Below are 23,557 nucleotides of genomic sequence, written 5' to 3' on the forward strand. Positions count from 1 at the left end.
CTACAAATTGGATATGCGCCCCCGCCATCTACCCAACCCCCCCCCCGCCACCCCCCCACCCCACCCCCCCCCCCCACAAATGGGGGATGTCCACCCCGTCGACTGCCCACTCCACCTCGCACGTGCACTTCCCCATCAACTGCCCTACCCGGATTGGGAAGTCGGCCCCGCCGACTTCCCAATCCACCTCGCACGGGCGCTCCCCATCAGCCGCCCCGCGCGCACGCGACCTTGGCCCTACCGACTTCCCACTCACCCGCCCACGCATCCCCACCCAACGGAGCAGGGGCGAGGGCGCAGAGCAGCGAAGCACAGGAAGTCGGCCCCATCGACTTCTCACTCCGATCCGCTCGCCGCAGCCATCAACAGACCAGCACAGCATGGGAAGTTGAGCCATCCGACTTCCCATTCACCCGCCCTCACCCGACGAAGCCGGAAGGGAGCGGAGTGGCGCAGCGCGAGAAGTCGGACCTGCCGACTTCCCACTCCAACCCCCGCACCCACCCGCCCCGCCGCGCAGGCCGGGGCGGCCTGCGAAGAGGGATTGCCGCCCCAGCCTGCCGACGGGCGAGCGAGGCTGATCGACGTATGGCCGGCGAGCGTCGATGCGGCACGAGAAGTCGGCCCTGTCGACTTCTCAATCACCCACCCACTCACCCCCTGCCAGCGGAGCAGGGACGAGGGGTCCGGAGCAACGAAGCACAGGAGGCCCGCCCCGCCGACTCCCACTTCGTCCCATTCACCGCAGCCGCCGCCCCACCAACTTCCCAGCGCAGCGTGGGAAGTCGAGCCCGCCGAATTCCCACTCCCCCGGGCCCAACGAAAGCGGGGTGAGATCGAAGTGGCACGACACAGGAAGTCGGACCCGCCGACTTCCTGCTCCACCCCCGCGCCCACCCACCAAGCCGCGCAGGCCAGGGCCCAAAAAGAGGGACTGCCACCCAATCTGCGGGCGGACGTGCAAGGCTGACCGAGCTGTAGCCGACGAACATCGATGCGGCACGAGAAGTCGACCCCTCCGACTTCTCACTCCATTCCAACCCCCACCCCCACCCGGCAGAGCGATGTGGGGGGTGACGGGAGTGCCGCACACAGGAAGTCGAGCCCACCGACTTCTCAATCACCCCGCCCACATCCCCACCCAGCGGAGCAGGGGCGAGGGGTCCGGAGCAACGAAGCACAGGAAGTCGGGCCCGCCGACTTCTCGCTCCAACCCCCGTGCCCGCCCGCCGAAGCGGTGCAGGTCGGGCCCGAACACCCGGGATAAGGAAGTGCCAGCCGACCTGCGGGTGGACGAGGGGCGGCTGGACCGGCGCAGCGTAGGAACTCGAACCTGGCGACTTCCTACAGCGGGTGGCCGGGCGCGGGAAGTCGGGCCCGCTGACTTTCCGCTCCGGCCCGCGCGCCCACCCGGCAAGCTCTTCGGGCTGGGGCCCGGGGAACTGCGGGTGGGCGAGGGGTGGGTCAGGTGTTCTGCCGGCCCGGGATCTCGGTGGTGTCGGGGTCGATGGGGGTGGCGTCGCTCAGGTCTTCCACTCTCAGTGGCTGTTGGCCGTCGAAGACGACCGCGAGGCCGTAGGGGTCGCAGATGGGCAGGCGGCCTTCGGCGAAGTGGAGGTGCCACTCGTCGAGGTAGAAGTTGAGCTGGGGGGAGTCCAGTGGGAAGTCCGCGGCCGGCAGGCGGAGGTAGGGCTGTGACTCCGCTTCGGTGAGGCCGAAGAGCGCCGGGTCGGCCGCCACTGCCTCGCGCACGAAGTGGAGCGCCGTCTCGAGGTAGTGGTCGATCCTGCCGAGGACCTCGGCGACCAGGGGGAGGTCGGCCCGGTCGAGGTCGTCGGTGTCTTCGAGCAGGATGGTGGCCTCGACGGGGGCGCCGTACAGCGTGCTCCTCGGTGCCTGGTCGATGCTCCAGACTCTCAGGCCGTCAGGACCCCGGGAGGGGAGCAGCCGTCCGATGCCGTTGCGGAAGACGTTCGGGGGCACGGTGACTCCGTCTCGCGGGACTCGGGACTCTGGGCGCGGCCGCAGGGGCTGCGGCCGTTCCCTCGGATGGTACGGCCGCAGGAAATCTTTCGGCTCAGTCAGGGCACAGTGATGGCATTTCAGGGGGTCTGGACCGCAAATTTTCCTGCGGGGGCGGGGTGCGTGTCGGATTTGAGTTGGAGTGCACTCCAAGTTCTACGGTTTCTGCCGTGGTCGCCGCCGCACGTGGTCGGCGGCGCGGGAACGGGAGAGGAGCGGCGCCGATGAGCAGGTCCGCGCACGAGGCCGAGGTCCGCCGGGAGCGTTTCGCGCACGGGTTGGAGGTGCTGGAGCGGATCGACGGCGAGGTCGGGCGGCGGGTGGTGGACGCGCTGGGCGACGTCAGTCCGGAGCTCGGGCACCAGGTGGTCGCCTGGGGGTTCGGGGAGATCTACAGCCGACCGGGGCTGCCGCCGCGCGATCGGCAGTTGGTCACCCTGGGCATGCTCACCGCGCTCGGCGGGTGCGAGCCGCAGCTGGAGGTCCATGTCAACGCCTCGCTGAACGTCGGGCTCACGCCGCAGGAGATCGTCGAGGCGCTGCTGCACTCCGCCGGCTACTGCGGCTTCCCGAAGGCCCTGAACGCCACCTTCGTCGCCAAGAAGGTGTTCGGCGAGCGCGGCCTGCTGCCGGTCGCGGCGGACCGGCAGGACGACCAGCAGGACGACCAGCAGGACGACCAGCGGGAGGACCGGCCGACGGACCGGCAGGCGGACCGGCAGGCGGGCCGGCCGGCCGACTGACCGGCAGCCGGCCGACGGACCGACCGGCCCGGTGGTGCGGACTTCGGCGCGGCAGAAGGTGCCGCAGCTGGCCCGCCCTGCTGGAACAGGGCAAGCCGGATCCCCTGGGTGGTGTCGAGTGGCAACGGCCGGGGAGACCGCGTGCATGGGGCGCGACAGGCCAATGCCGCGCCGGGCCCTGGCGCCTCCGGCTCCTGGCCGGGGGCGGGGCTGGTGCGGGGCGCTCACCCCGCCGATATCCACTGAGGATGGCGTTTCGATTTCCTCGCGGCAAGCCCGAAAGCGCGTGGGAGGTCGGACGCGGCGGGCAGCGGGACCCGGGGGTGCGGACGGCCGGACGGCCGTGAGCTGCGAATTCCTTCTGACGGTTTTTCAATTTCGGCTGGGACAAGGCGAGAAACGGCGGCGTAAACCGTTGGACCGCCCCCGTGGCACACGGCGACCCTGTGCGTGGGTGTCCAGCCCGCCCGGCTCTGGAAGGCCGGACGGGCGCGTGAGGACCCCGGTCGAGTGGCAGCAACCGCAACCCAGCGAAGCGGAGACCGCATGGAACAGCAGTACACCCCGGCCGCGAACGCGGCGTGCGTCGAGGTCCGGACGGCCCCCGGCGTCCCGGTGCCGGTCCCGGCCACCGTGCTCGTGGTCGTCGTCCTCCTCCTCACCACCGCCCTGACCACCCTCGGCACCCCCGCCCGCACCGCCGTCGCCACCCTGGCCGGCGCCGGACTGCTCGGCATAGAGCTGGTCCGCCGCCTGGCCGAGGCGCTCACCGTCCACCGGGCCCGCTAGGAGGCGGCCGGTGGGGCGCCTGAACAGCGCCCTGGCTGAGCAGGACAAGGAGGTCCGGACGCTCGCGCGGTGGCTGCGCGGACTGCGCGAGCGCTCCGGCCTCACCTACAGCCAGATGGCGTGCAAGACCGTCGGATTCACCCGGCCCGTCTCCCTCGCCACCCTCTCCCGCGCGGACGAGGGCCGTACGGTGCCGACCTGGCCGGTCACCGAGGCCTACGTCCGGGCCTGCGGCGGCTCGGTGCGCACCGCCGAGCGGCTGTGGCTGCGCGCCGACGCCCGCCGGCCCGGCCGGAGGGGGAAGGTCGAGGGCTGCGGACCGGCCGCGCACCGGGCCCTGCGGTACGTCACGGAGCGTTCCGAACTGCTCGTCGCCATGCGGCGGTTGCGGCTGCGCGCCGGGAGCCCGTCCCTGCGCGAGCTGGAGACCCGCGCGGTGCGGGGCGCGGTGAGCCACCTGCCGCGCAGCACCCTGCACGGGGTGCTGGCGGGCGAGCGGGACTGCACCGAGCGGGTCCTCGTCGAGTTCGTCCGGGCCTGCGGGGTGGGCCCGGCGGAGGAGGACGAGTGGGTCGCGGCCCTGCGCCGCACCACCGGGGCGCCGCCCCCGCCGTCCTCCCAGCCCGACGTCCGCCGCCAACTCGCCGAGGCCCACGCGGAGATCCGGCACCTGCGCCGCACCCTCGGCAGCCGCCCGACGCAGGAAGTCGGCCCGTCCGACTTCCCGCGCCGTACCGACCGGTTGGCGGGACGGTCCGTCCCCTGACCGGGAGGCCCCGCCCGGCCTGCGGGAGCGGGAAGCCGGCCCGGCCGACGTTTCATGCCGTGGCCGGTGGCTCCTCCTCGGGCAGCAGGTACCGGCCGAGGTGCGCCGTGAGGAACGCGGCGATCGTCTCCGCGTCGGTGGACTCCGCGGGCAGGTCACCCGGGCGGGGCTGGTGGATCCTGATGAGTTCGTCCCTCAACCGGGCGTCGAGAAGCGGCGCTTGGTAGCTGTCGATGGTCCCGCGGTAGAACAACCAGTCGAAGATCCTGACGGCGGGGCAGCGGCCGGACTGCGGCTCGTCCGACAGGTGGCTGTCCCCCCAGGCGCCGACGTAGACGTAGTCCGCGCGCCTCAGGGCTCCGTCGAGGTACGGGGTGGGGTGGTCCTTCAGGTTCCAGTAGCTGCGGGCTTCGGCTTCGGGTACGGGTTCCGGGAACGCGGCAAGCCAGAGACGGAATTCGAACACCGGAACAGCCTGGCAGACCCGCACCGGATCCACCGCCACTTCCGCTCCCCCGCTCCCCCGCGCCCGCCGAGGGCGCCCGCGCCGGCACGGGCGGAACGGGGATCCGGCGGGCGGGGGCGCGGGCGGGGGTCAGTCTCCCGGGCGGCGGCGCAGCCACCGGTAGAGCAGGGCGGCCGTGGCGGCGCCGGTGGCCAGGACGGCGGCGTCGAGCCAGGTAGGCACGGTCGGGTCCTGCCCGTGGTGCTGGTAGACGCCGGACATCAGGGCCCGGGCGACCAGGGCCGCCACCGCCCCGGCGCCGGTGGCGATGAGGGCCTCGATCTGGCCGGTGCGGCGGGAGGGCACCGGCTCAGAACCCGGTGAGGGTCGTCTTGCCGATCGCCGTACCGGACTCCTGGAGGCGGTGGGCCGCCCGGAGGTTGGCGGCGTTGACGGGGCCGAGGTCGCGGGTGGCGGTGGTGGTGAGGACGCCCGCGTCCACCAGGCGGGCGACCCGGTCGAGGATGCGGTGCTGCACCGCCCGGTCGGCGGTGGCGTGCAGGGAGCGGGTGAACATGAACTCCCAGTGGAAGGAGATGCTCTTGCCCTTGAGGACGCCGATGTCCAGGGAGTCGAAGTCGTCGACGGCGACGATGCCGCCGAAGGGTTTCAGGGCCTCGGCGTAGGCGGTGAGGTTGCGGTCGGTGGCGACGGTGCTGAAGACGTGGTCGAGGCCGCCGGGGGCGACCTCGGCCAGCTGCGGGCCGAGCGGGCGGCTGTGGTCGATCACGTGGTCGGCGCCCATGCGGCGGGCGAAGTCGGCCGATTCCGGGCGGGAGGCGGTGCCGATCACGGTCAGGCCGGTGAGGGCGCGGGCGAGCTGGGTGACGAGGGAGCCGACGCCGCCCGCGGCGGCGGTCACCAGCAGGGTGCCGCCCTGTTCCGGTCCGCCGGTGCCCAGGCCGAGGCGTTCGAAGAGGCCCTCCCAGGCGGTGAGCGCGGTCAGCGGGAGCGCGGCGGCCCCGGCGAAGGAGAGGGTGGCGGGCTTGCGTCCGACCAGGCGCTCGTCCACCGCGTGGTAGCGGGAGTCGGCGCCGGGCCGGTCCAGGGCTCCGGCGTAGTACACCTCGTCGCCGACCCGGAACAGCTCCGTCTGCGGGCCGACCGCGACCACGGTGCCGGCCGCGTCCCAGCCCAGCACCCGCGGCTCGCCGCCCGGGTCGGCGCTCTGGCGGACCTTGTGGTCCACCGGGTTGACGCCCACCGCCTCGACCCGCACCAGCAGGTCGTGCGGGCCCGGCCGGGGCACGGGCAGTTCGACGTCGAGCAGGCTCCGCGGGTCGTCGACCGGCAGGCTCCGGCGGTAGGCGACGGCGGGCATCGTCGCCGGGATCCCGGCGGTCTCGGGCGTCGGGGGCGTCGGGGGCGTCGCGGGCATGGCGGTCATCAGGGCTCTCCTCCTCGGGGCGCCCGGGGTGTCCGGGCACGTCGGAGACGGTATGCGGAAGGTAGTGGTTACCCGCAAGGACCATTGGTACCCGTTGGGCACCGAAGCAGTACCCAACGGGTACCAATGGGTACCATCGGCGCGTGACGACGACCCGTACGGCGAAGACCCACGCCCCCGACTGCACCGACCCCAAGTCCGTCTACGCCGCGGCCTGCCCCTGCCGCGACATGCTCGACCTGCTGGCCAACAAGTGGAGCGCCCTCGCCCTGGGCGCCCTGGAGGACGGCCCGCAGCGCTTCGGCGCGCTGCGTACCCGCCTGCAGGGCGTCAGCCCGAAGGTCCTCACCCAGACCCTGCGCAGGCTGGAGGAGCACGGCCTGGTCCACCGCGAGATCCACGCCGAGGTCCCCCCGCGGGTCGAGTACAGCCTCACCCCGCTGGGCCTGGACGCCTGCGCCCCGCTGGCACACCTGCGCACCTGGGTGGAACGCAACATCGACCGCTTCCCCGTGACCGGCTGAGGACGATCGGCGGCGGACGCCTGCGGTCGTGCTCGGCGACCGGTCGTACTCGGCGACGGCAGGCGGTACGGCCGTCCCGGTCGGGTTCGAGCGCGGCTTCAAGCGTTCGAGGTCGGCTCCGAGGACGCCTCCGCTCAGGGCCCGGACGGGGCGTCGGCGGCCTTCGCCCTGCACCGCGGGCAGCTTCCGCGCCGCTTCCTCGCGACGAACGGATGCCGGTAGACCGTCACCCGGCGCCGGGGGATGCCGCAGAGCGTCGCCAGGCCGGCCAGGGCGTGCTCCAGGGCCGGGTCGCCGGTCTCCCGGCTTGCGGCGAAGCCCGTCGGAGCGAGCCCGAACGTGAACCGGAGGGACCGGAGGAAACGGAGGGAACGGAGGCGGCGACCGAGCTGCGGCATGACCGCCACCTTCCCACACGGCTCTTCCACCGTGACGTCAACGAGAACCGGGCAGACCGGGCAGGCCCGGCAGGTCGAGGGTGACGCGAAGGCCGCCGGCGGGTTCGGGGGCGAGGTGGAGGGCCCCGTGGTGGGCGTCGGTGACGGCGGCGACGATGGCCAGGCCCAGGCCGTGGCCGCGGCGGGCCGGGTCGGTCTCGGCGGTGCGTCCGCGCCCGCGCAGGAACGGTTCGGTGAAGGTGGCCACGGCCTCCGCCGTCAGCTGGGGGCCGGTGTTGGCGACGGTCAGGCGCACCCGCCCGGGCCGTTCGGGGTCGGCCCCGGTGGCGACGGTGACCCGCCCGCCGGTCGGCAGGTTGTGCCGCAGCGCGTTGTGCAGCAGGTTGACGGCCGCCTGGCGCAGCAGGACGGGGTTGCCGGTGGTCGGGGCGGGGCGCAGGTCGGCGGTGAGGGTGACGCCGAGGGTCCGGGCCTCGTCGCGGACGGCGGCCAGTGCCTCGCCGGTGGCGGTGGCGAGGTCGGTGGGGGCGAGGTCGGGCGGGGCGTGGCCGAGGTCGGCGAGCTGGAGCAGGGCCTCGCTGATCTCGATGCCGCGCTGGTTGGTGTCCTGGAGGCGGCTGACGAGCCGGCCCCAGTCCTGGCCGGCCGGGTCGGCGGCGGCGACCTGGAGCATGGTGCGGGTGATCGCCAGCGGGGTGCGCAGTTCGTGGGAGGCGTTGGCGGCGAAGCGCTGCTGGGCCTCGAAGGAGTGCTGGAGGCGGGCGAGCATCTCGTCGAAGGCGTCGGAGAGGTCGGTGAACTCGTCGCGCGGCCCGGTGAGGGCGATGCGGTGTTCCAGTGCCCCGCCCGCGGCGCGGTGGGCGGCGCGGGTGATGTCCTGCAGCGGGCGCAGCACCCGGCCAGCGATCAGCCAGCCGCCGACCAGGCCGACGGCGGTCAGCAGGGCCAGGGCGTAGCCGCTGGCGGTGAGCAGGGAGCGCAGGATCTCCTGGCGGGAGGGGGCGTCGGAGCGGTAGCGCGGGTTGGAGGAGGTGAGGGGGTAGTTGGGCACGTAGCGCATGCCGACGTAGACGACGGCGAGGCAGAGGACGCCGGCGGTGACGGCGAAGAGGGTGTAGCTGAGGGTCAGGCGCATCCGGGCGGTCAGCCGGCGGGGGCGGGTTCCGGTGCGGCGTCCGCCCGTACGGCGCCCGGAGGCGGAAGAGGCGGGACCGGGGTCGGGGTTCACTGCGGGGTGCCTTCCTGGCGCGGGTCGGTGAGGCGGTAGCCCACGCCCGGCACGGTCTGGATCACCCACGGGTCGCCGAGGCGTTTGCGCAGGCCGGAGATGGTGATGCGGACCGCGTTGGTGAAGGGGTCGGCGTTCTCGTCCCAGGCGCGTTCCAGCAGGTCCTCGGCGCTGATGACGCCGCCGTGCGCCGCCATCAGGACCTCCAGGACGGCGAACTGCTTGCGGGACAGGCCCACGTAGCGGCCGTCGCGGTAGACCTCGCGGCGGAAGGGGTCCAGGCGCAGCCCGGCGTACTCCAGGACGGGCGGCGCGGCCTGGGCCGGGCGGCGGGCCAGCGAGCGCAGCCGGACGACGAGTTCGGCGAGGTCGAAGGGCTTGGTGAGGTAGTCGTCGGCGCCGAGTTCGAAGCCGGCGACCTTCTCGTTCAGGCGGGCGGCGGCGGTGAGCATCAGCACCCGGCAGCCCAGGCCCTGCTCGACGATGCTGCGGCAGACGTCGTCGCCGTGGGTGCCGGGGATGTCGCGGTCGAGGACGACGACGTCGTAGCTGTGGACGGCCAGGCGCTCCAGCGCCGCGTCGCCGTCGGTGACGATGTCGCAGGCCATCGCCTCCAGCCGCAGTCCGGCCTGGACCGCCTCCGCGAGGTAGATCTCGTCCTCCACCACCAGGACCCGCACGTGCCGTTCTCCCTCGCTCCGCTGTTCGTACCCATTGGACCCGATGGGGCCTATCGAAAACGTATCGGCCTGCGCAGACGTCCTCGCAACACCGACTTTCCTCCAATGGTCCGGCAACGGACGAGCACCACCGGGAGGCAGGAAATGGACACGACGGACACCCCGACGGGGACGGGGACCAGCACGGCCACGGGCACGGAGACGAGGACGGGGACGGCCGCGCGGAGCGGACGGCAGCGGCGGCTGGCCGCGGGCGCCGCCGCGACGGCGGTGCTGGCCCTGGCCGGGGCGTGCGCCGCCGACCCGCCGGGCACCGAGGCCGTCCTGCGCACCCTGGCGGCCACCGTCACCGCCCAGCCCGCCACCACCCCGCCCGTCACGACGGAGGCGGAGGCGGACGGGGAGATACCCGACGGCCGGACGCTGACCCCCTCCGACACCGGCTCCCCCGCCGTGGGCAACCTGGACGGTCCGCTGCGCGAGGCCCTGCAGCAGGCGGCCGTCGACGCGCGGGCCAAGGGCATCGAGATGACCGTCACCTCCGGCTGGCGCAGCAAGGCCTACCAGCAGCGGCTGCTGGACCGGGGGGTGGTCAAGTACGGGAGCCTGGAGCAGGCCCGGAAGTTCGTCAACACGCCGGAGAAGTCCGCGCACGTCAGCGGCAAGGCGGTGGACGTCGGCCCGACCAGCGCCGACTACTGGCTGATCCAGAACGGCGCCCGGTACGGGCTGTGCCAGGTGTACGCCAACGAGATCTGGCACTTCGAACTGCTCACGACGCCGGGCGGGACCTGCCCGGCGCCGCTGCCGGACGCCGCAGGGTGAGGGGGCGCGCCGTGACCGCTCCCGCCGGTTCCGACACGCCCGCCGAGGCGCCCGACGGGGCCGCCCGGCCGTCCCGGCGACGGGCCGCACCCGGGTGGTGGGCCGTACGCCGGTGGCTGGCCACACCCCGATGGCCGATCACACGAGGGCGACGGGCCGCACGGGGGCGACAAGCCGAACCCCGCCGACGGGCCGTGCCCCGCTGGCGCGCCGTCCCCCGGTGGCGGCGCGGGCGCGTGCCCGCCGCGCTCGGGCTGCTCACCGCGCTCGCCCTGGGCGGCCACCGGCTGGTGCCGGAACTGGGCGTGGGCCTGGGCAGCCTGTGGGAGAGCGCCCTGCCCTGGAGCGCCCTGGTGGCGGTGGCGGCGCTGCTGTGCGCGGCGCTGCGCCGGGCACCGGCGGCGGCCTGCGCGGGCGGGGTGCTGGCGGTGGTGTGGGCGGTGGCGTTCGGGCCGCTGCTGCTGGGCGGCGGGGCTCCGGCGCACGGGGCGTCGACGGGCGGGACCGGCGGGCCGGGGCTGACGGTGGTCACCCACAACGTGAACGCCGCCAACCCGGACCCGGCCGGCACCGCCCGCGCCCTGCTCGCCGCCGACCCTGACCTGGTCGCGCTGGAGGAGGTCACCGACGCCGCCCTGCCCGCCTACCAGGGCGTGCTGGACAAGGCGCTGCCCCACCACGCCCGCACCGGCACCGTCGCGCTGTGGAGCCGCTACCCGGTGACGGAGTCCCGGCGGCTGGTCATCGACCCCGGCTGGAACCGCTCCCTGCGGGCCGAAGTCAACGCCCCCGGCGGGCCGTTGGCCGTCTACGTCGCCCACCTCGCCTCGGTGCGGATGACCGCCACCGGCTTCGCCACCGCCCACCGCGACCGCGACATCGCCGCCCTCGGCCAGGCCCTGGACGCCGAACCGCTGCGCCGGGTCCTGCTGCTGGGCGACCTCAACACCGCCGCCGACGACCGCGCCCTCGCCCCGCTCACCAGCCGCCTCACCCCCGCGCGCAGCGGCTTCGGCTTCAGCTGGCCGTCCGCCCTCCCCCTGGCCCGGATCGACCACATCCTCACCCGCGATCTCCCCGCCACCGCCACCTGGACCCTGCCCGCCACCCCCAGCGACCACCGCCCGGTGGCGGCACGGCTGCGGGGGTGACGGCGGGGGCCCGGCGGCAGGCCCGCGCCCGGTCAGGCGACCAGCCGAAGCCAGGCCGCCGCGAGGGCGGCGTGGCCGGCCGGCGTCGGGTGGACGCCGTCCTCAGCCCAGTGCTCGGCCCCGCTCGTCGCGGCGAGTTCGGCGAACCTGCCGTCGGCGGCGAGCAGGTGGGCCCCGTAGCGGCGGGCGAGCCTGCGGACGGCCCGGATCTTCGGGTCCAGGTCGGCGCGCCACTGCTCGCGTTCCTTCTCGCCGATGAGCGCGGCGCCGGCCTCGACGGTGCCGCGGATCGGCAGGAGGAACGGCTCGATGAGGACGAGTTCCGTGCCCGCTTCGGCGAGGGGCGCGAGGAGGCGGTCGTAGCCCGCCTCGAAGCGTTCGGCGGGGATCGGGTACCCCCGCGGGTCGAGGATGCGCCGGCCCGCGTCGTTGACCCCGACGAGGATCGAGACGACGTCCGGGCGCGCGTCGAGGACGTCCGTCCGCCAGCGGGCTTCCAGGTCCGTCACCTTGTCGCCCGCGTTCGCGGTGTTCAGCCAGGTCACCGGCCGGTCGGGGTGGCGGTGGGCCCACTCGCCCGCGACGCGCAGCGGGTAGCCGCACCCGAGGCCGTCCCCGCTCTCCCGGCGGCGGCAGTCGGTGGTCGAGTCGCCGGTGAACAGCACGGTGATTCCCGGCCGGAGGGTGATCATCTCGAAGGTGCCGGGCCGCACTGTCACCGCGCTGACGTCAACCGTCATCCCAACTGCGGGAAGACCGACATGACGACATGTCAGCTGACGGGGACGGCGTCCTTCGGCAGGGTGTGCCAGTTGGTGACGACCGGCTTGTCGACCGGGGTGGTGCCGACGGGGATGCTCACCGGGTTCGGGTCGGGGGTGCCGATGATGACGTCGGTGTACTGGACCGCCTGGTTGCCCTTGGTGGTCTTGGTCATGATGCCCGCGTACGCGGTCTTGGCGCCGCTCAGGGTGATCTGCTCTCCCGCCCCGCGCTCGAAGGCGGCGGCCTCGATGCCGCCCGAACCGAACGCGATGACGGGGTGGCCCGCGGGGAGCGTGCAGGTGATGCCCGACTTGGCCTTGGCGCTGATCAGGATGTAGCCGCCGGCCTGGGTTTCGGCCTTCGCGACGAAGTCCAGGTCGTTGGCGCCGCAGACCTGGCCGTACCCGCTCTTGTCGCCGGGCGCGGCGGATGCCGAACCGGCGGGCGCGGCAGGGGACTTGGGCGGGGCCGCCTTCGTCGGTGCGGCTCCGGCCGGCGCGGCCGTGGCGGGCGCGGCGGGCTCGGAGGGCGCGGCGGCCTTGGTCACGGGGGCGGTGGGGGCGGCCGCGTCGCTGTTGTCCGGTCCGCAGGCCGTGGCGGTGGCGGCGATCGCCGCGACGGCGGCGGCGGTGAGGGCGAGGCGGCGCGTGCGCATGGGGGTTCTCCTGCTGTCGTCCGGGCGGTGCGGTTCACCGGCGTGTGATCACCGTACGGGCGGGTCGTTCACGGGCCGGTGCGGGAAATATCCCGATCCTGTCCCAGAAGGCCTGCGCCAGAAGGCTTGTGTCAGAAGGCCTGTACGGACGGGGTGTTGGACGACGCGGGCGGGGAACGCCGCCGGGCCGGCCCCCGCAGGAAGGGGGCCGGACCGGTGGAACGGGGCGGGTCAGCCGAGCAGTTCGCCCTGGAGGGTGACGACCTGTCGGAAGGGCGCGGTGGGCACGCCGGCGGGGTTGGTCATGGTGATGACGGCGACGACGTCGGCGGCGGAGAGGTAGGCGACGCGGGCGGTGGGGGCGCCCTTGGTGCCGGCCGTGGTGGACTCCACGAGGGTCAGGCTGCTGCCGTCGAGGGCGTCCCAGTCGTCGTGGGGGGTGCCCTTGGTGTCGGGTGCGGCCTTGGCGCGGCCCTTGGAACGCACGTCGGCGAAGGCGCCCCAGGACTCCCGGACGGAGCCGAAGCGCAGCAGCCGGATCTGGGTGCGGGTGCCGTCGGAGGCGGTCCACTCCCGGACGGTGGCCGCGCGGCAGGCGTGCTCCAGCAGCACCGAGCGCATCTTGACCGGGTCCTGCTGCTCGTCGGCGATCGCGTCGCAGGGCACCCACTGGCCGAACGCGGATCCGGCGGCGGAGGCGGAGGCGGAGGCGCCGGCGGACGCGGAGGCCGAGGGCGCCGGGGTGGCCGGGGCCGACGGGGCGGCGGTCGGCGAGCCCGAGGGGGTGGCGGCCGCGGTGGGCGCCGGGAAGACCGGCGGGGTCAGCGAGCCGCCGGCCTCCTTGGGCGCGGGCAGCAGCAGGTGGCGCAGGTCCGCGTGGTGCGGGGACTTGCCCTTGTCGTCCGGGGCCTCCTGGCCCGCGGGCAGCGGAGGCAGCGTCAGCGGCGCGAAGGTGTAGCGGCCGTCGCTCGCGGTGGCCAGGCCCGGCAGGTCGGTCCGGTCGGGGGCGGTGACGGCCAGCGCGCTGCCGGTGCCGGCAAGGGCGAACACCAGGACGGCGCCGCTCCAGCGCACCGCGGCCTTGCGGCGCCGGGTGCGGCGGGCCTCCTGCTCCGCGAGGGCCGCGGGGTCCTCGGCGGCGGCGAAGGGCTCGGCGACGGGCGCGGCGAGCGCCTCCAGGACCGGATCGGCCCCCTTCCCGGGCACGGGCGCGTTCGCGGGCGCGGGCGGCGGGGTGGCGTGGTCGGTCATACGGAGGCTCCGGGGCGGGCGAGGCGGTCGAGCTGGAGGGTGAACAGGGCGACGATCTTGTCCTTGGGCAGCGGCGCCACGCCCTCGGCGCTCATGACCACCAGGAGGTCGCCCTCGGCGGCCGAGCACTCCAGGTAGTCGATCGGCGCGGACGGCGGCGCCGGCATCAGGTAGCAGTGCGCCTCGGGGTGCCCGGGGACGGCCGGGCCGACCCGGAACAGGCCGGTGTCGCCGGTGAAGACCGCGGTGTACTCGTTGATCCGCTGCACTTCCTGCTGGTTGAACTGGCGCAGCTTCAGGCCGATCACCAGGTCGTCCCCGTCGGCGAGGTAGGTGCGCACGCCGGAGGCCTTGACGTGCATGCCCTCCCAGTAGGCGCGCATCTTGTCGCGCTTGTCCTTGGGGAGCTGCTGGAGGTCGGCGTCCATCTCGGCGGACAGCTGCTCGCCGTTCTGCTCGCTGTCGTGGCCGTAGCCGCCGTCGTCCGGGCCGGGCCGGTAGCCGGCCGGGACGGGCAGCAGCAGGTCGCGCATCGAACCGAAGTGGCTGCCGTTGGACTTGGCGCCGTACGGCGTGGCGGTCGCGGTGGGGGTTGGAGCGGTGGACGGGGCGGCGGCGGTGGCCGGCGCGGGGTCGTCGTACTGGGTCTTGATGATGCCCACGCCGATGGCCACGCCGACCAGCGCGGCGGCGGCGGTCGCGGCCCCCGCGCGCAGCAGGCGGCGGGAGGCGGGGCTCGGGCCTGCGGGCGCGGCGGGGCCTGCGGGCGCGGCGGACCCGATGGGCGAACCCTCGGGTGCCGGTTCGGGCGCGCCCGGGGCGGCGGCGGTGGTCATGGTGTCGTCGTTCACGCGAGCCGCTCCCACTGCCGCTTGGCGAGGTCCTTGAGGGTGTCGGGGTTCACCGGCTTGGTGTCGAGGACCTCGATCGTCATCTGCACCGACCCGCGCTTGGCGCTGGCCCCGCCGTAGTAGTACTGCTCGGTGCTCTCGGCCCAGTGGCTGGGCACGGTGTCCACCTTGTAGCCGCCGCTGGCGCCCTCGGCGAACGGCAGCGGCCAGTAACCGGGACCGGTCTTCGCCTCGTCGGAGCGGTCCTCGGTGAACTGGACCAGCTGGACGCGGTAGAAGACGCCGTCCTTCTTCCAGTCCACCTCGGCCGCGCGCCGGAAGCCGCGCGAGGCGAAGTCCTTGAACCTCTTAGCCGAACCGCCCTTCTCCTCGGCGAGTTCGCCGATCGAGATCCAGCTCGGCTTGTCCGGGTGGTCGTCCCAGGGGGCGCTGCCCTCGGGGGCGCCGATCAGCAGCTTGGTCAGGTCGCCGTCGATGCCGATCGGCGCGGGCTGCTCGGCGGCGAGGGCGGCCGGGTCGACCCGCTCGGCCGGGTAGGCCGGGCGGGCGGCCTGGAGCGGCGGCAGCGGCGTGGGCGGGCGCTGGGCCTGCACGGCGTAGCCGACGCCGCCGCCGGCCAGGGTGCCCAGCACCAGGGCGCAGGCGGTCAGCAGCACGGGGCGGGGGCGGCGCGGGCCGCGCGGGGCCTTCGGGGCGCCGGCCTCGGGTGCGAACGGCGCGGCGGGTACGGCGGGTTCGGGCGCGACGGGCGGTGCGGCGGGCGGCGGCGGAACGGCGGGCGCGGCGGGCACCGGCTCCGCGGGTTCGGTGGTCACGGAAGTGGCTCCAGAGGAGGAGGAGAAGGACGGGGAAAGGGCGGAGCCGGGCTCAGCCGCCGGTGGTGAGCCACTCGCGCTGGCGCTTCATCAGCTCGTTCAGCAGCGCCTTGTCGGGCGTCCCCTTCACGTCGACGTCGATCGTGTACTGGACGTCGCCCTGGCTGGAGATGCCGCTCATCGAGCCGGTGTAGGCCTGCTGCTTGGGGGCCTTCAGGTAGCCGCGGCCGCCGGAGTCGCCGTCGATGTCGAACGGGTCCAGCGACTTGATCTTGTAGTTCTTGGCGAAGTCGGACGCCATCGCGGTGGAGCCGAACTTCAGCAGGGTGACGGTGACTTCGGCCTTGCCGTCGGCGGTCCGGTACATCCGGTTCGCACCGCCCTTGTAGCCGTAGGACTTGAGGATGTCCATGATGCCGTCCTGCTTGCCGAAGAGGTCGGCGACGTCGTCGTCGCTCATGGCCATCCCGTCCACGGGCCCGTAGGACTCGCCGCCGGCCGGGATGGGGAGCAGGAAGTAGCGCAGGTCGCCCTCGTGCTTGCCGCCGCTGACGGTGCCCTTGACGGTGCTGACGGGGGCGGGCTCGGCCGGGACGGCGGTGGGCACCGGGACGGGCGCGGCCGAGGGCGTCGCACTCGGGGCGGCACTCGCGCTCGCCTTCGACGGGGCCGGGGCGGCCGCGGCGGCCGGGCGGGTGTCGGGCTTGCCGACGGCGACGGTCACGGCGGCGCTGGCCGCGGTGACGGCGAGCAGTCCGGCGGTGGCCAGCGCGACGCCGACGGCGCGCGGCAGCCGGCGCGGGGCCTGCTCCGGTACGGGCGGTACGGCGGCGTCGGCCTGGGCGTCGGGTGCGGCAGCGGCGGGCGCGGCGACCTCGGGAGCGGCGGCCCCCGGCGCGGCGGCTGGCTCGGCCGGTGCCGGAGGTCCGGCGGCGGCGCCCTCGTTCTCGGGCTCAGGCAAGGAAATCCCCCCAGTGAAGAATGCGGAATCCCACGCGCGGGCTCCTCACGGGAACCACTCCCCCAGCGGGTTCTCCGGGCATTCCGTCACGCGTGTCGGCAGGAATTATGAAAGGCCGCCGACACCACTGCCAAAACAATCAACCGCCACACTTTCCCCCAATGTTCGACGAATCGGACACACCGTGATCGAACCGCAATGGGCGCTGTCCTGCGGTGATGACACTGTGTCGACACATCGATTCGAACACGGCCTACTTCCGCCCCGCCGGTTCAGGGGGCCGGACCGGTGCCGTCAGATCCACCCTTCCTCCCAGGCCCGCCGCGCCGCCTCGTGGCGGGTGCGCACGGCGAGCTTGGTGATGGCCCCCGAGAGGTAGTTGCGGACGGTGCCGGGGGCGAGGTGGTGCTGCTCGGCCAGCGCGCTGATCGGCTGGCCCCGGTGGACGGCGCGCAGCACGTCCAGTTCGCGCGGGGTCAGCGGGCAGGGCGTCTCGGTGAGGGCGTGGGTGGCGAGCCGGTGGTCGATGTAGCGGCCGCCGCCGTGGACGTCGCGCAGGATGTCGGCCAGTCGGGTGGCGGGGGTGGTCTTGGGCACGAAGCCCTGGATGCCCGCCGCCAGTGCCCGGCGCAGTACGCCGGGCCGGGCGTGGCGGGTGACGAGGACGACGGGGACGGGGTGGCGGCGGCGGATGGCCTGGGCGGCGCCGACGCCGTCCAGGTGGGGCATCTCCAGGTCCAGCAGGGCGATGTCGACCGGGTGGTCGGCGGCGGCCCGGACGGCCGCGGGGCCGTCGCAGGCCTGGGCGGTGACGGTCAGGTCGGGTTCGAGGTCGAGGAGCGCCGCGAGGGCGCCGCGGGTGAGGTCCTCGTCCTCGGCGAGCAGGATGCGGATCACGCGGGGGCCTTCCGGTCGGTTTGGCCGGCCAGTTCGAAGCGGCCGTCGGGGTGGGTGGTGGTGCCGACGTGCCCGCCGATGGCGTGGAAGCGTTCCCGCAGCCCGGCCAGGCCGCTGCCGTTACCACTGCCGCTGCCGCCGCGGTCGGTGGCGGGGTGCGCCGGGGCGCCGTCGTTGCACAGCAGGACGCGGACCCGGCCCGCGTCCGCGGTGACGGTGATCCGGCAGTGCCGGGCGCGGCTGTGGCGCAGGATGTTGGTGACGCCCTCGCGGACCAGGGCGGCGAAGGCCGGCTGGAGCTGGTGCGGGACGCGTTCGGCGTCGCCGTCGACGGCGGTGCGGATCCCGGCGGCCTCCAGGAGCCCTACGGCGTTGGCCAGTTCGGTGCCCAGGCTGGCGCTCCGGTAGCCGTGGACCACGGCCCGGGACTCCTCCAGGGCGGCGCGCGCCAGTTCGGTGATCTCCCGGAGCTGGGCGCGCGCCTCGTGGTCGCTGCGGCCGATCAGCCGCTCGGCCAACTCCCCCTTGAGCGTGATGGCCTGGAGCCGGTGGCCCTGGAGGTCGTGCAGGTCCGCGGCGAAGCGCATCCGCTCCTCCGCCACAGCCAGGTCGGCCGTGGCTTCGCGGACCTGCTCGGCCTCCAGCACCGCCCGCCACAGCCGGAGCAGGACCAGTTCCACCGCGGCGACGAACAGCAGCATCCCGGCGCCGGTCGCCGCCGGCACCCCGGGCAGGAGGCCGGGGGTCTCGTGGCGCCACTGCGCCACCGCCTCGCCCAGCACCGCGCAGACCAGTGCGACCGCCGTCAGCAGCCGTCGCCGCGCCCGGGCCGGCAGGGACAGGGCCAGGGCCGCCGTCATGGCCCCTGGCACCATCGCCCAGTCGAGCGCGGTGTACGGACGGTCCGCCATCTCGCCCCAGGTGGCGACCGCCACGGCCAGCAGCGCGAGGCTCCACCGCCACTCGGCCGCGGAGGGGCGGCGGGGGCCGTACCCCTGTCCCTCCGGCGGGCCGGCACCGGGCTCCCGACCCATGGCGCGAGGCGGCACCGCCCGGCGGACGAGCCGGGTGTGCTGGACCAGGACGGCGACGATCACCGGGGCCGTCAGCGCCGTACGCACCGGGTCCAGGTTGAAGACGACGTCGTTCGCGGCCAGCAGCAGCCACAGGGGCCCCAGGGCGAGCAACGTCCGGCGGGTGAGGAGGCCCAGCCGACCCGGATCGACCACACCGGCCACCGCGAATGAGGTGCTCATGTCCGGCCAGCGTAGAGGCCGTCGCCGGGCCCTGTCTGTAGCCGAACCAGCCAATAGATCATGACAGTTGTCATAAACCGACCGTGACACCGCCCGGCCGGTTCATGGCATCAGCCACTACTGGCGACCGGCGCGCGCCCGCGAGACTCTCCACCGTCTCTCCACGGGGTGCGCGCCCGGGCTTCGCCGCATGCACACCCTCCCCCCTCACCTTCCACGACCGCTCCAGGAGCACGGATGACCATCGCCCGCAGGACCCGCCGGCGCCGCACCCTCGCCGCCTCCGCCACCACCGCCCTCGCCGTCGGGCTGCTGAGCCTCGGCGCGGCGCCGGCCGCCCACGCCGACACCCTCCCGACCCTGTGCAACCCGGCCGTGGACCACACCACCACGGAGACCCTCAACGTGCAGGTGAACCCCGTCATCACCGACTTCCTGATCTTTAACGTCGCCCCGGGCGCCACCGGGCAGCACAGCGAGACCCTGACCCGGGTCAACTCGGTGACCACCACCGTCGACAACAGGACCGAGATCACCGCCAGCGCGAGCGTCCTGTTCCTCAAGGTCGAGGCCAAGGTCGGCTTCTCCGTCCAGAAGACCACCTCCACCACCACCAGCACCACCGTCAGCGACACCTGGAACCTCAACTCCCCCGGCCGGTACGGCCTCTACCGCGGCACCCGGGTCGTCAGCGGCCAGTACGTCAACCGCGTCTGCGCCCAGACCGGCGGCCCCAACACCGGCATCTGGGTCACCACCTCGCCCAGCCCCGGCACCTTCACCACCTACGAGGCCCCGGAGATCGGCTCGGTCGTCTGCGCGCCCGCCGAACCCGCCGGCACCGTGCGCCGCGCCGCCCAGCTCCTCATCAGCAGCTGCTGACCGCCCCGCCGACCCGACAGCCCTTGGAGATCCCGTGACGAACCCACGCCGCAGCACCGTGCTGCGCGCCCTCGGCGCCACCACCCTCGCCGCACTGTCCGCCCTGACCCTGCCCGCCGCCCCCGCCACGGCCGCGCCCCAGGGCCTGGCCTCAACCGAGTGGCACGGCTACGTCTGCGACGACGGCTACACCCGGATCAGGACGCCCTTCAACCAGCTCGTCGAGCGCAACCAGTACAGCACCTGGGCACAGGCCGTCCAGAACCCCGACACCGGCGGCTACAACCAGCAGTGGAAGCTCTGCCACCACCGGGACGACAGCCAGGCGTTCATCTTCCGCAACCGGCAGAACGAGAACTTCTGCCTGGGCCTGTGGAAGGAGAACCCTGCCGACCCGACCGAGGGGTTCGTCGACGGCGCCGTCCTCTCCGTGTTCGACTGCACGGGCCTGATCTACAGCAACCAGGTCTTCGGGCTGATCCACCCCACGGCCGGCTCCCAGCAGGTTCTGATCCGGATCTCCCACAGCGGGAGCATGCTCACCATCGCCGACCCGAACGGCGGCGCGGGCTCACCGGTGACCCAGTACGGCTACCGGGCGACCGCGTTCACCCTGGAACACCTCGCCGGGTGACCTCCCCCCACCCCACCACGGGCCCGGCCCGCAGCGCCGGCCCCGACGGCCCCGACCCGACGACCCTTGGAGGTCCCGTGACGAACCCACGCCGCAGCACCGTGCTGCGCGCCCTCGGCGCCACCGCCCTCGCCGCACTGTCCGCCCTGACCCTGCCCGCCGCCCCCGCCTCGGCCGCCACCCAGGGCCTGGCCTCCAGCGAGTGGCACGGCTACGTCTGCGACGACGGCTACTACCGGATCAAGACGCCTTTCAACCAGCTCGTCGAGCGCAACCAGTACAGCGCCTGGGGGCAGGCCATCCAGAACCCCGACACCGGCGGCTACAACCAGCAGTGGAAGCTCTGCCACTACAACACCGACAACCAGTCGTTCATCTTCCGCAGCCGGCGGAACGAGGGCGAGTGCCTCGGCCTGTGGAAGCAGAACCCGAACGACGGCGCCACCGGCGGCGAGGGCGCCAACCTCAACGTGTTCGACTGCCAGGGCTGGATCTACGGCAACCAGATCTTCCACTTCCTGTACCCCAACCCTGGCAACACCAGCCAGGTGATCCTCAGGCTCGCGCACAGCAGCTTCTACGCGGCCCTCGGCGACCCGTCCGGCAGCGCCGGCTCGGCCATCGCCCAGTACTCCGACCGGGTGGCCGTGTTCACCCTGGAGCACCTCGCTTCCTGACGTCCCCGTGGCCGTACGGGCCGGGCCGGGCGGCGGTCCGGGCCCGAGGGCGGACGGCTGCGCCTACCGTTGGACCGTGGACGGACAGGTGTGCGGCGAGGAGTGCCCGGTCGGCGGGCCGGACCCGGACGGCCGCGGGGTGCCGTTCGGCCGGCCCGACCCGGCTCGCGCCGACCCGGCCCGGCCCGGCGCGGGAGGCGGGCCGGCGGCCGGGGCCGCCGGGGCCGGGGCCCCGCGATTCGCCGTCGGCCCCGGATACGCCCTCTATCAGGGGCCGTTGGCGGACAGCGCCTTCCACCGGCACGCCACCTTCCAGGTCGCCGTCGCGGCCGCCGCCCGCACGGTGGCCATCGACGACGACACCGGGCGGCGCCACCGCGGGCCCGCGCTCGTGGTGGCGCCGATGGTGCGCCACCGGATGGCCCCGACCCGGGAGGTGCTGACCTTCTACGTCGACCCGCACTGCGCCTTCGCCGACCGGCTGCGCGCGGGCTGCGCACCGGGGGTCGCCGTCGCCCCGCAGTGGCGGGGCCTGACCGAGCGGGACGTCCGGCCCGGTGGCGGGCTGCCCGCCACCGGGCTGGACCCTCGGCTGCGCGCGGCGATGGCGGCACTGGCCGCCGACGGCCGGGAGCCGCTGGAGTGCCTGGCCACGCGCGTCGGACTGTCCCCGCAGCGCCTGCGGGCCCTGGCCCGACGGCAGTTGGGGGTGCCGCTGGCACGCTGGCGCAGCTGGCAGCGACTGTCCCGTGCGGCACTGGCCCTCGGCGAGGGGTACTCCCTGGCACAGGCGGCGCTCGCGGGCGGGTTCGCCGACCAGGCCCATCTCACCCGTTGGATGCGGGAGTTGACGGGGCTGACACCCTCGCAGGTGCTGCCCGCCCTGCGCGGAACGGCGGTTCAGGCCGGACGGCGCGCGGTGTAGAAGGACATCGAGCCGGTCACCGTCGCGACGGTGTCCACCTCGCGCACCCCCTCGAAGCCGGCCTCCGCGATCAGCCGGGGCAGGATGCCGTCGGCGTTCGGCTGGGTGTCCTCCTTGCCGTCGGCGAACTGGACGATCCGGAAGGCCAGCCGCATGGCCGCCGTGCGCTGCCGCCCGTAGTCGGCGATCACCAGCTTCCCGCCGGGGCGCAGCGTGCGGTGCATGGCGGCGAGGACGGCCTGCTTCATCGGGACGGGGCACTGGTGCAGGACGAGGCTGGAGACGACGGTGTCGGCGGTCCCGGCGCCGACGACCTCGTCCACCGTGTCGCCCATGCCGGTGCGGAAGTCGGGTTCGATCCCGGCCGCGGCGGCCTTGCGGCGGGCCAGGCGCAGCACGGCGGGGTCGGGGTCGACGCCGACGACGGTGGCCTGCGGTTCGGCGCGGCCCAGCAGGACGGCGAAGGACCCGGTGCCGCAGCCGACGTCGACGATGACGTCACCGGGGCGCGGGGCGGCGTGCATGGCGAGCAGGCTGCGCCACAGGCGTTCGCGGGTGAGCGAGACGATCGGGTCGTAGAGCCCGAGGGCGAGGCGCCCGGCGGCGGGGGTGAAGGCGTCGGTCGGTGTCATCCGGCCAGTGTGGTCGGGCGGTTGGGGCCGCGTCTTGAACGAATCGCTCGCGTCCCCGGGGGCGGATGAGCGCTTCAGGAAGCGGCCGGAGCGGGAGCCGTACGGGCCCGGAGCAGCAGGAGCAGCCCGATCCCGAGCCCCAGGTCGACGGCCAGGCCCAGTGCCTGCAGCCAGTCGGCCGTCTTCCCCGGCGAGTAGATCTCCAGGTAGTCGGACAGCGCGTGCACCAGCACCAGCGGCCAGACGCTCCCGATGTACAGGCGCGCCCCGCACAGGCAGAAGCCGAACGCGCCGGCCTCCAGGACCTGCCACAGCGTGTTGCCCAGGGGCGCGCCGAAGAACAGCCAGTTGCCGAGGTGCCCGACCCCGAACAGCACCGCCGTCAGCACCACCGCGCGCACCGGGCCGAGCGGCCGCGCGACCTCCAACACCAGTGCCCGGCTGCTCAGTTCCTCGCTGACCCCGATGGCGAGCATCAGCACCACCCCGCCCACCAGGGTCGCCGTGCCGCCCTCGATCCCGGGCAGCGCCGCCAGCCCCGCCACCACCACCAGTGGCAGCAGCACCGGCCAGCGCGCCATCACCCCGAGGCCCGTCACCCCGCCGATCGCCAGCAGCCCCCAGGCCCGGAGCAGCACCAGCACCACCGCCGCGCCCGCCAGATTGACCACGGTCGGCCCCAACTGCGGGAACCACCCAGGCTCCAACGGCGGCAGCACCTTCGCCACCACCACGATCACCGCCTGCCAGACGACCGCAACCCCGACCGCCCCCAGCACCGGACGCCGGCGCACCTGGCTCCCCCATCGCTTCAGCACGGCTCGATGGTAGGCGCGGCAACGTCAAGTCAGCGTCAACCCGGACGAGTTGATCCCCAACCGAGATACCGGCGACGGGCGCGCAGGAAGTCGGACCCGCCGACTTCCTGCGCACACCACGGCAGACCGGGCGGCCCTGCGTGCTCCGCAGGGCCGCCCGGCAAGGACGCTTCAGGAACCGGCCGGAAAATCGCCCGCCCGGACACCGGCGACGAAGGACCGCCACGCCTCGGAGGCGAAGGTGAGAGCCGGGCCGTGGGGGTCCTTGCTGTCACGGACGGGGACGGAGTCCAGAGGCCCACTGGCGACCTCGACGCAGTCGCCGCCTTCGCCGCCGCTGTAGCTGCTCTTACGCCATGCCAGGCCAGCTGTCACGCGGATGACCTCCTGGGCCCTCAGTCGGTGGTGGGGGGGCCCCCCCGGCGCGGGGGCGCCCCCCGGAAAGGGGCGGTGTGGTTAAAAAAAAATAACGAGCCCCCGACACGTAGAGTGTATTTATGGGTGGTGGGCGGGTAATTAA

The 23,557-nt window shown here is 74.1% G+C and carries 27 protein-coding genes; 10 read left to right on the forward strand and 17 right to left on the reverse strand.

What is annotated here, in order from left to right:
• Nucleotides 1-1,464 precede the first annotated feature (1,464 nt).
• Nucleotides 1,465-1,983 (reverse strand): hypothetical protein, encoded by a 519-nt coding sequence (locus ACFRQN_RS14000; protein ID WP_380740472.1) that lies wholly within the window; start codon nt 1,981-1,983, stop codon nt 1,465-1,467.
• Nucleotides 1,984-2,246: 263 nt separating this feature from the next.
• Here ACFRQN_RS14000 and ACFRQN_RS14005 point away from each other — a divergent pair, with 263 nt between their 5' ends.
• From ACFRQN_RS14005 to ACFRQN_RS14015, 3 genes are all read left to right on the forward strand, one after another.
• On the forward strand, nt 2,247-2,765 hold the full coding sequence (locus tag ACFRQN_RS14005; RefSeq protein WP_380740474.1) for a carboxymuconolactone decarboxylase family protein: 519 nt from the start codon (nt 2,247-2,249) through the stop codon (nt 2,763-2,765).
• A 546-nt stretch (nt 2,766-3,311) separates the two neighbouring features.
• Nucleotides 3,312-3,554 carry a hypothetical protein gene (locus tag ACFRQN_RS14010; protein ID WP_380740476.1) on the forward strand — a complete coding sequence of 81 codons (243 nt, stop codon included), beginning with the start codon at nt 3,312-3,314 and terminating at the stop codon, nt 3,552-3,554.
• Between the two features lie 10 nt (nt 3,555-3,564).
• Nucleotides 3,565-4,320, forward strand: coding sequence for a helix-turn-helix domain-containing protein (locus ACFRQN_RS14015; protein ID WP_380740478.1), 756 nt, complete (start codon nt 3,565-3,567; stop codon nt 4,318-4,320).
• Between the two features lie 52 nt (nt 4,321-4,372).
• On the opposite strand, the gene ACFRQN_RS14020 is transcribed toward ACFRQN_RS14015, so the two are convergent.
• The 3 genes from ACFRQN_RS14020 to ACFRQN_RS14030 all read right to left on the reverse strand — a co-directional run bounded on the left by ACFRQN_RS14020 (nt 4,373) and on the right by ACFRQN_RS14030 (nt 6,146).
• Nucleotides 4,373-4,786, reverse strand: a complete 414-nt coding sequence (locus ACFRQN_RS14020; RefSeq protein WP_143204689.1) for a hypothetical protein — start codon at nt 4,784-4,786, stop codon at nt 4,373-4,375.
• A gap of 129 nt (nt 4,787-4,915) precedes the next feature.
• The gene (locus ACFRQN_RS14025; protein WP_380740480.1) at nt 4,916-5,131 is read right to left on the reverse strand and encodes a hypothetical protein; all 216 of its coding nucleotides are present in this window, start codon (nt 5,129-5,131) and stop codon (nt 4,916-4,918) included.
• 4 nt (nt 5,132-5,135) lie between these two features.
• Entirely contained in the window at nt 5,136-6,146 is a 1,011-nt protein-coding gene (locus ACFRQN_RS14030) for a zinc-binding alcohol dehydrogenase family protein (RefSeq protein WP_380740551.1), read from the reverse strand.
• 209 nt (nt 6,147-6,355) lie between these two features.
• Here ACFRQN_RS14030 and ACFRQN_RS14035 point away from each other — a divergent pair, with 209 nt between their 5' ends.
• Entirely contained in the window at nt 6,356-6,736 is a 381-nt protein-coding gene (locus ACFRQN_RS14035; protein ID WP_380740482.1) for a winged helix-turn-helix transcriptional regulator, read from the forward strand.
• 435 nt (nt 6,737-7,171) lie between these two features.
• Here the strand turns inward: ACFRQN_RS14035 and ACFRQN_RS14040 are convergent, their stop codons facing one another.
• Both ACFRQN_RS14040 and ACFRQN_RS14045 read right to left on the reverse strand, forming a co-directional pair.
• Entirely contained in the window at nt 7,172-8,362 is a 1,191-nt protein-coding gene (locus ACFRQN_RS14040; protein WP_380740484.1) for a sensor histidine kinase, read from the reverse strand.
• Entirely contained in the window at nt 8,359-9,042 is a 684-nt protein-coding gene (locus ACFRQN_RS14045; protein ID WP_074005305.1) for a response regulator transcription factor, read from the reverse strand. Before ACFRQN_RS14045 ends, ACFRQN_RS14040 begins: the two co-directional genes overlap by 4 nt.
• 144 nt (nt 9,043-9,186) lie before the next feature.
• Between ACFRQN_RS14045 and ACFRQN_RS14050 the strand changes: the two genes are divergently transcribed.
• A complete protein-coding gene (locus ACFRQN_RS14050) occupies nt 9,187-9,867 on the forward strand; it encodes a M15 family metallopeptidase (protein WP_380740486.1) in 681 nt (226 codons plus the stop codon).
• A gap of 236 nt (nt 9,868-10,103) precedes the next feature.
• Entirely contained in the window at nt 10,104-11,018 is a 915-nt protein-coding gene (locus tag ACFRQN_RS14055) for an endonuclease/exonuclease/phosphatase family protein (RefSeq protein ID WP_380740488.1), read from the forward strand.
• A gap of 32 nt (nt 11,019-11,050) precedes the next feature.
• Here the strand turns inward: ACFRQN_RS14055 and ACFRQN_RS14060 are convergent, their stop codons facing one another.
• The 8 genes from ACFRQN_RS14060 to ACFRQN_RS14095 all read right to left on the reverse strand — a co-directional run bounded on the left by ACFRQN_RS14060 (nt 11,051) and on the right by ACFRQN_RS14095 (nt 18,469).
• Nucleotides 11,051-11,737 carry an SGNH/GDSL hydrolase family protein gene (locus ACFRQN_RS14060; protein ID WP_380740490.1) on the reverse strand — a complete coding sequence of 229 codons (687 nt, stop codon included), beginning with the start codon at nt 11,735-11,737 and terminating at the stop codon, nt 11,051-11,053.
• Nucleotides 11,738-11,790: 53 nt separating this feature from the next.
• Nucleotides 11,791-12,438, reverse strand: coding sequence for a DUF4232 domain-containing protein (locus ACFRQN_RS14065; protein WP_380740492.1), 648 nt, complete (start codon nt 12,436-12,438; stop codon nt 11,791-11,793).
• A 231-nt stretch (nt 12,439-12,669) separates the two neighbouring features.
• A complete protein-coding gene (locus ACFRQN_RS14070) occupies nt 12,670-13,689 on the reverse strand; it encodes a hypothetical protein (protein WP_380740494.1) in 1,020 nt (339 codons plus the stop codon).
• Entirely contained in the window at nt 13,686-14,540 is an 855-nt protein-coding gene (locus ACFRQN_RS14075) for a hypothetical protein (RefSeq protein ID WP_380740496.1), read from the reverse strand. The genes ACFRQN_RS14070 and ACFRQN_RS14075 overlap by 4 nt, the downstream gene beginning before the upstream one ends.
• Entirely contained in the window at nt 14,537-15,355 is an 819-nt protein-coding gene (locus ACFRQN_RS14080; protein ID WP_380740498.1) for a hypothetical protein, read from the reverse strand. Before ACFRQN_RS14080 ends, ACFRQN_RS14075 begins: the two co-directional genes overlap by 4 nt.
• A 52-nt stretch (nt 15,356-15,407) precedes the next feature.
• The gene (locus tag ACFRQN_RS14085) at nt 15,408-16,316 is read right to left on the reverse strand and encodes a hypothetical protein (RefSeq protein ID WP_380740500.1); all 909 of its coding nucleotides are present in this window, start codon (nt 16,314-16,316) and stop codon (nt 15,408-15,410) included.
• 294 nt (nt 16,317-16,610) lie between these two features.
• Complete coding sequence (locus tag ACFRQN_RS14090; protein ID WP_074005297.1) at nt 16,611-17,213, reverse strand: DNA-binding response regulator; 603 nt, start codon at nt 17,211-17,213, stop codon at nt 16,611-16,613.
• The gene (locus ACFRQN_RS14095) at nt 17,210-18,469 is read right to left on the reverse strand and encodes a sensor histidine kinase (RefSeq protein ID WP_380740502.1); all 1,260 of its coding nucleotides are present in this window, start codon (nt 18,467-18,469) and stop codon (nt 17,210-17,212) included. Before ACFRQN_RS14095 ends, ACFRQN_RS14090 begins: the two co-directional genes overlap by 4 nt.
• Before the next feature lie 237 nt (nt 18,470-18,706).
• Here ACFRQN_RS14095 and ACFRQN_RS14100 point away from each other — a divergent pair, with 237 nt between their 5' ends.
• The 4 genes from ACFRQN_RS14100 to ACFRQN_RS14115 all read left to right on the forward strand — a co-directional run bounded on the left by ACFRQN_RS14100 (nt 18,707) and on the right by ACFRQN_RS14115 (nt 21,587).
• The gene (locus ACFRQN_RS14100) at nt 18,707-19,351 is read left to right on the forward strand and encodes a hypothetical protein (protein WP_380740504.1); all 645 of its coding nucleotides are present in this window, start codon (nt 18,707-18,709) and stop codon (nt 19,349-19,351) included.
• A 34-nt stretch (nt 19,352-19,385) separates the two neighbouring features.
• Entirely contained in the window at nt 19,386-19,985 is a 600-nt protein-coding gene (locus tag ACFRQN_RS14105; RefSeq protein ID WP_380740506.1) for an RICIN domain-containing protein, read from the forward strand.
• A 77-nt stretch (nt 19,986-20,062) separates the two neighbouring features.
• Entirely contained in the window at nt 20,063-20,662 is a 600-nt protein-coding gene (locus tag ACFRQN_RS14110) for an RICIN domain-containing protein (RefSeq protein WP_380740508.1), read from the forward strand.
• Between the two features lie 76 nt (nt 20,663-20,738).
• The gene (locus tag ACFRQN_RS14115) at nt 20,739-21,587 is read left to right on the forward strand and encodes a helix-turn-helix domain-containing protein (RefSeq protein ID WP_380740510.1); all 849 of its coding nucleotides are present in this window, start codon (nt 20,739-20,741) and stop codon (nt 21,585-21,587) included.
• On the opposite strand, the gene ACFRQN_RS14120 is transcribed toward ACFRQN_RS14115, so the two are convergent.
• The 3 genes from ACFRQN_RS14120 to ACFRQN_RS14130 all read right to left on the reverse strand — a co-directional run bounded on the left by ACFRQN_RS14120 (nt 21,563) and on the right by ACFRQN_RS14130 (nt 23,412).
• The gene (locus tag ACFRQN_RS14120) at nt 21,563-22,219 is read right to left on the reverse strand and encodes a class I SAM-dependent methyltransferase (protein ID WP_380740512.1); all 657 of its coding nucleotides are present in this window, start codon (nt 22,217-22,219) and stop codon (nt 21,563-21,565) included. The two genes, ACFRQN_RS14115 and ACFRQN_RS14120, sit on opposite strands and share 25 nt — an antisense overlap.
• A gap of 74 nt (nt 22,220-22,293) precedes the next feature.
• A complete protein-coding gene (locus ACFRQN_RS14125; protein WP_380740514.1) occupies nt 22,294-23,037 on the reverse strand; it encodes a CPBP family intramembrane glutamic endopeptidase in 744 nt (247 codons plus the stop codon).
• Nucleotides 23,038-23,208: 171 nt separating this feature from the next.
• Entirely contained in the window at nt 23,209-23,412 is a 204-nt protein-coding gene (locus tag ACFRQN_RS14130; RefSeq protein WP_380740516.1) for a DUF397 domain-containing protein, read from the reverse strand.
• Nucleotides 23,413-23,557: the final 145 nt, after the last annotated feature.

It is taken from the genome of Kitasatospora sp. NPDC056800, from assembly GCF_042789775.1.
Lineage (GTDB): Bacteria > Actinomycetota > Actinomycetes > Streptomycetales > Streptomycetaceae > Kitasatospora.

Coding starts and splice junctions, on each gene's coding strand:
- ACFRQN_RS14100 (WP_380740504.1), top strand. CDS start 18,707: ATGACCATCGCCCGCAGGACCCGCCGGCGCCGCACCCTCGCCGCCTCC.
- ACFRQN_RS14070 (WP_380740494.1), bottom strand. CDS start 13,689: ATGACCGACCACGCCACCCCGCCGCCCGCGCCCGCGAACGCGCCCGTG.
- ACFRQN_RS14030 (WP_380740551.1), bottom strand. CDS start 6,146: ATGCCCGCCGTCGCCTACCGCCGGAGCCTGCCGGTCGACGACCCGCGG.
- ACFRQN_RS14005 (WP_380740474.1), top strand. CDS start 2,247: ATGAGCAGGTCCGCGCACGAGGCCGAGGTCCGCCGGGAGCGTTTCGCG.
- ACFRQN_RS14120 (WP_380740512.1), bottom strand. CDS start 22,219: ATGACACCGACCGACGCCTTCACCCCCGCCGCCGGGCGCCTCGCCCTC.
- ACFRQN_RS14065 (WP_380740492.1), bottom strand. CDS start 12,438: ATGCGCACGCGCCGCCTCGCCCTCACCGCCGCCGCCGTCGCGGCGATC.
- ACFRQN_RS14010 (WP_380740476.1), top strand. CDS start 3,312: ATGGAACAGCAGTACACCCCGGCCGCGAACGCGGCGTGCGTCGAGGTC.
- ACFRQN_RS14095 (WP_380740502.1), bottom strand. CDS start 18,469: ATGAGCACCTCATTCGCGGTGGCCGGTGTGGTCGATCCGGGTCGGCTG.
- ACFRQN_RS14050 (WP_380740486.1), top strand. CDS start 9,187: ATGGACACGACGGACACCCCGACGGGGACGGGGACCAGCACGGCCACG.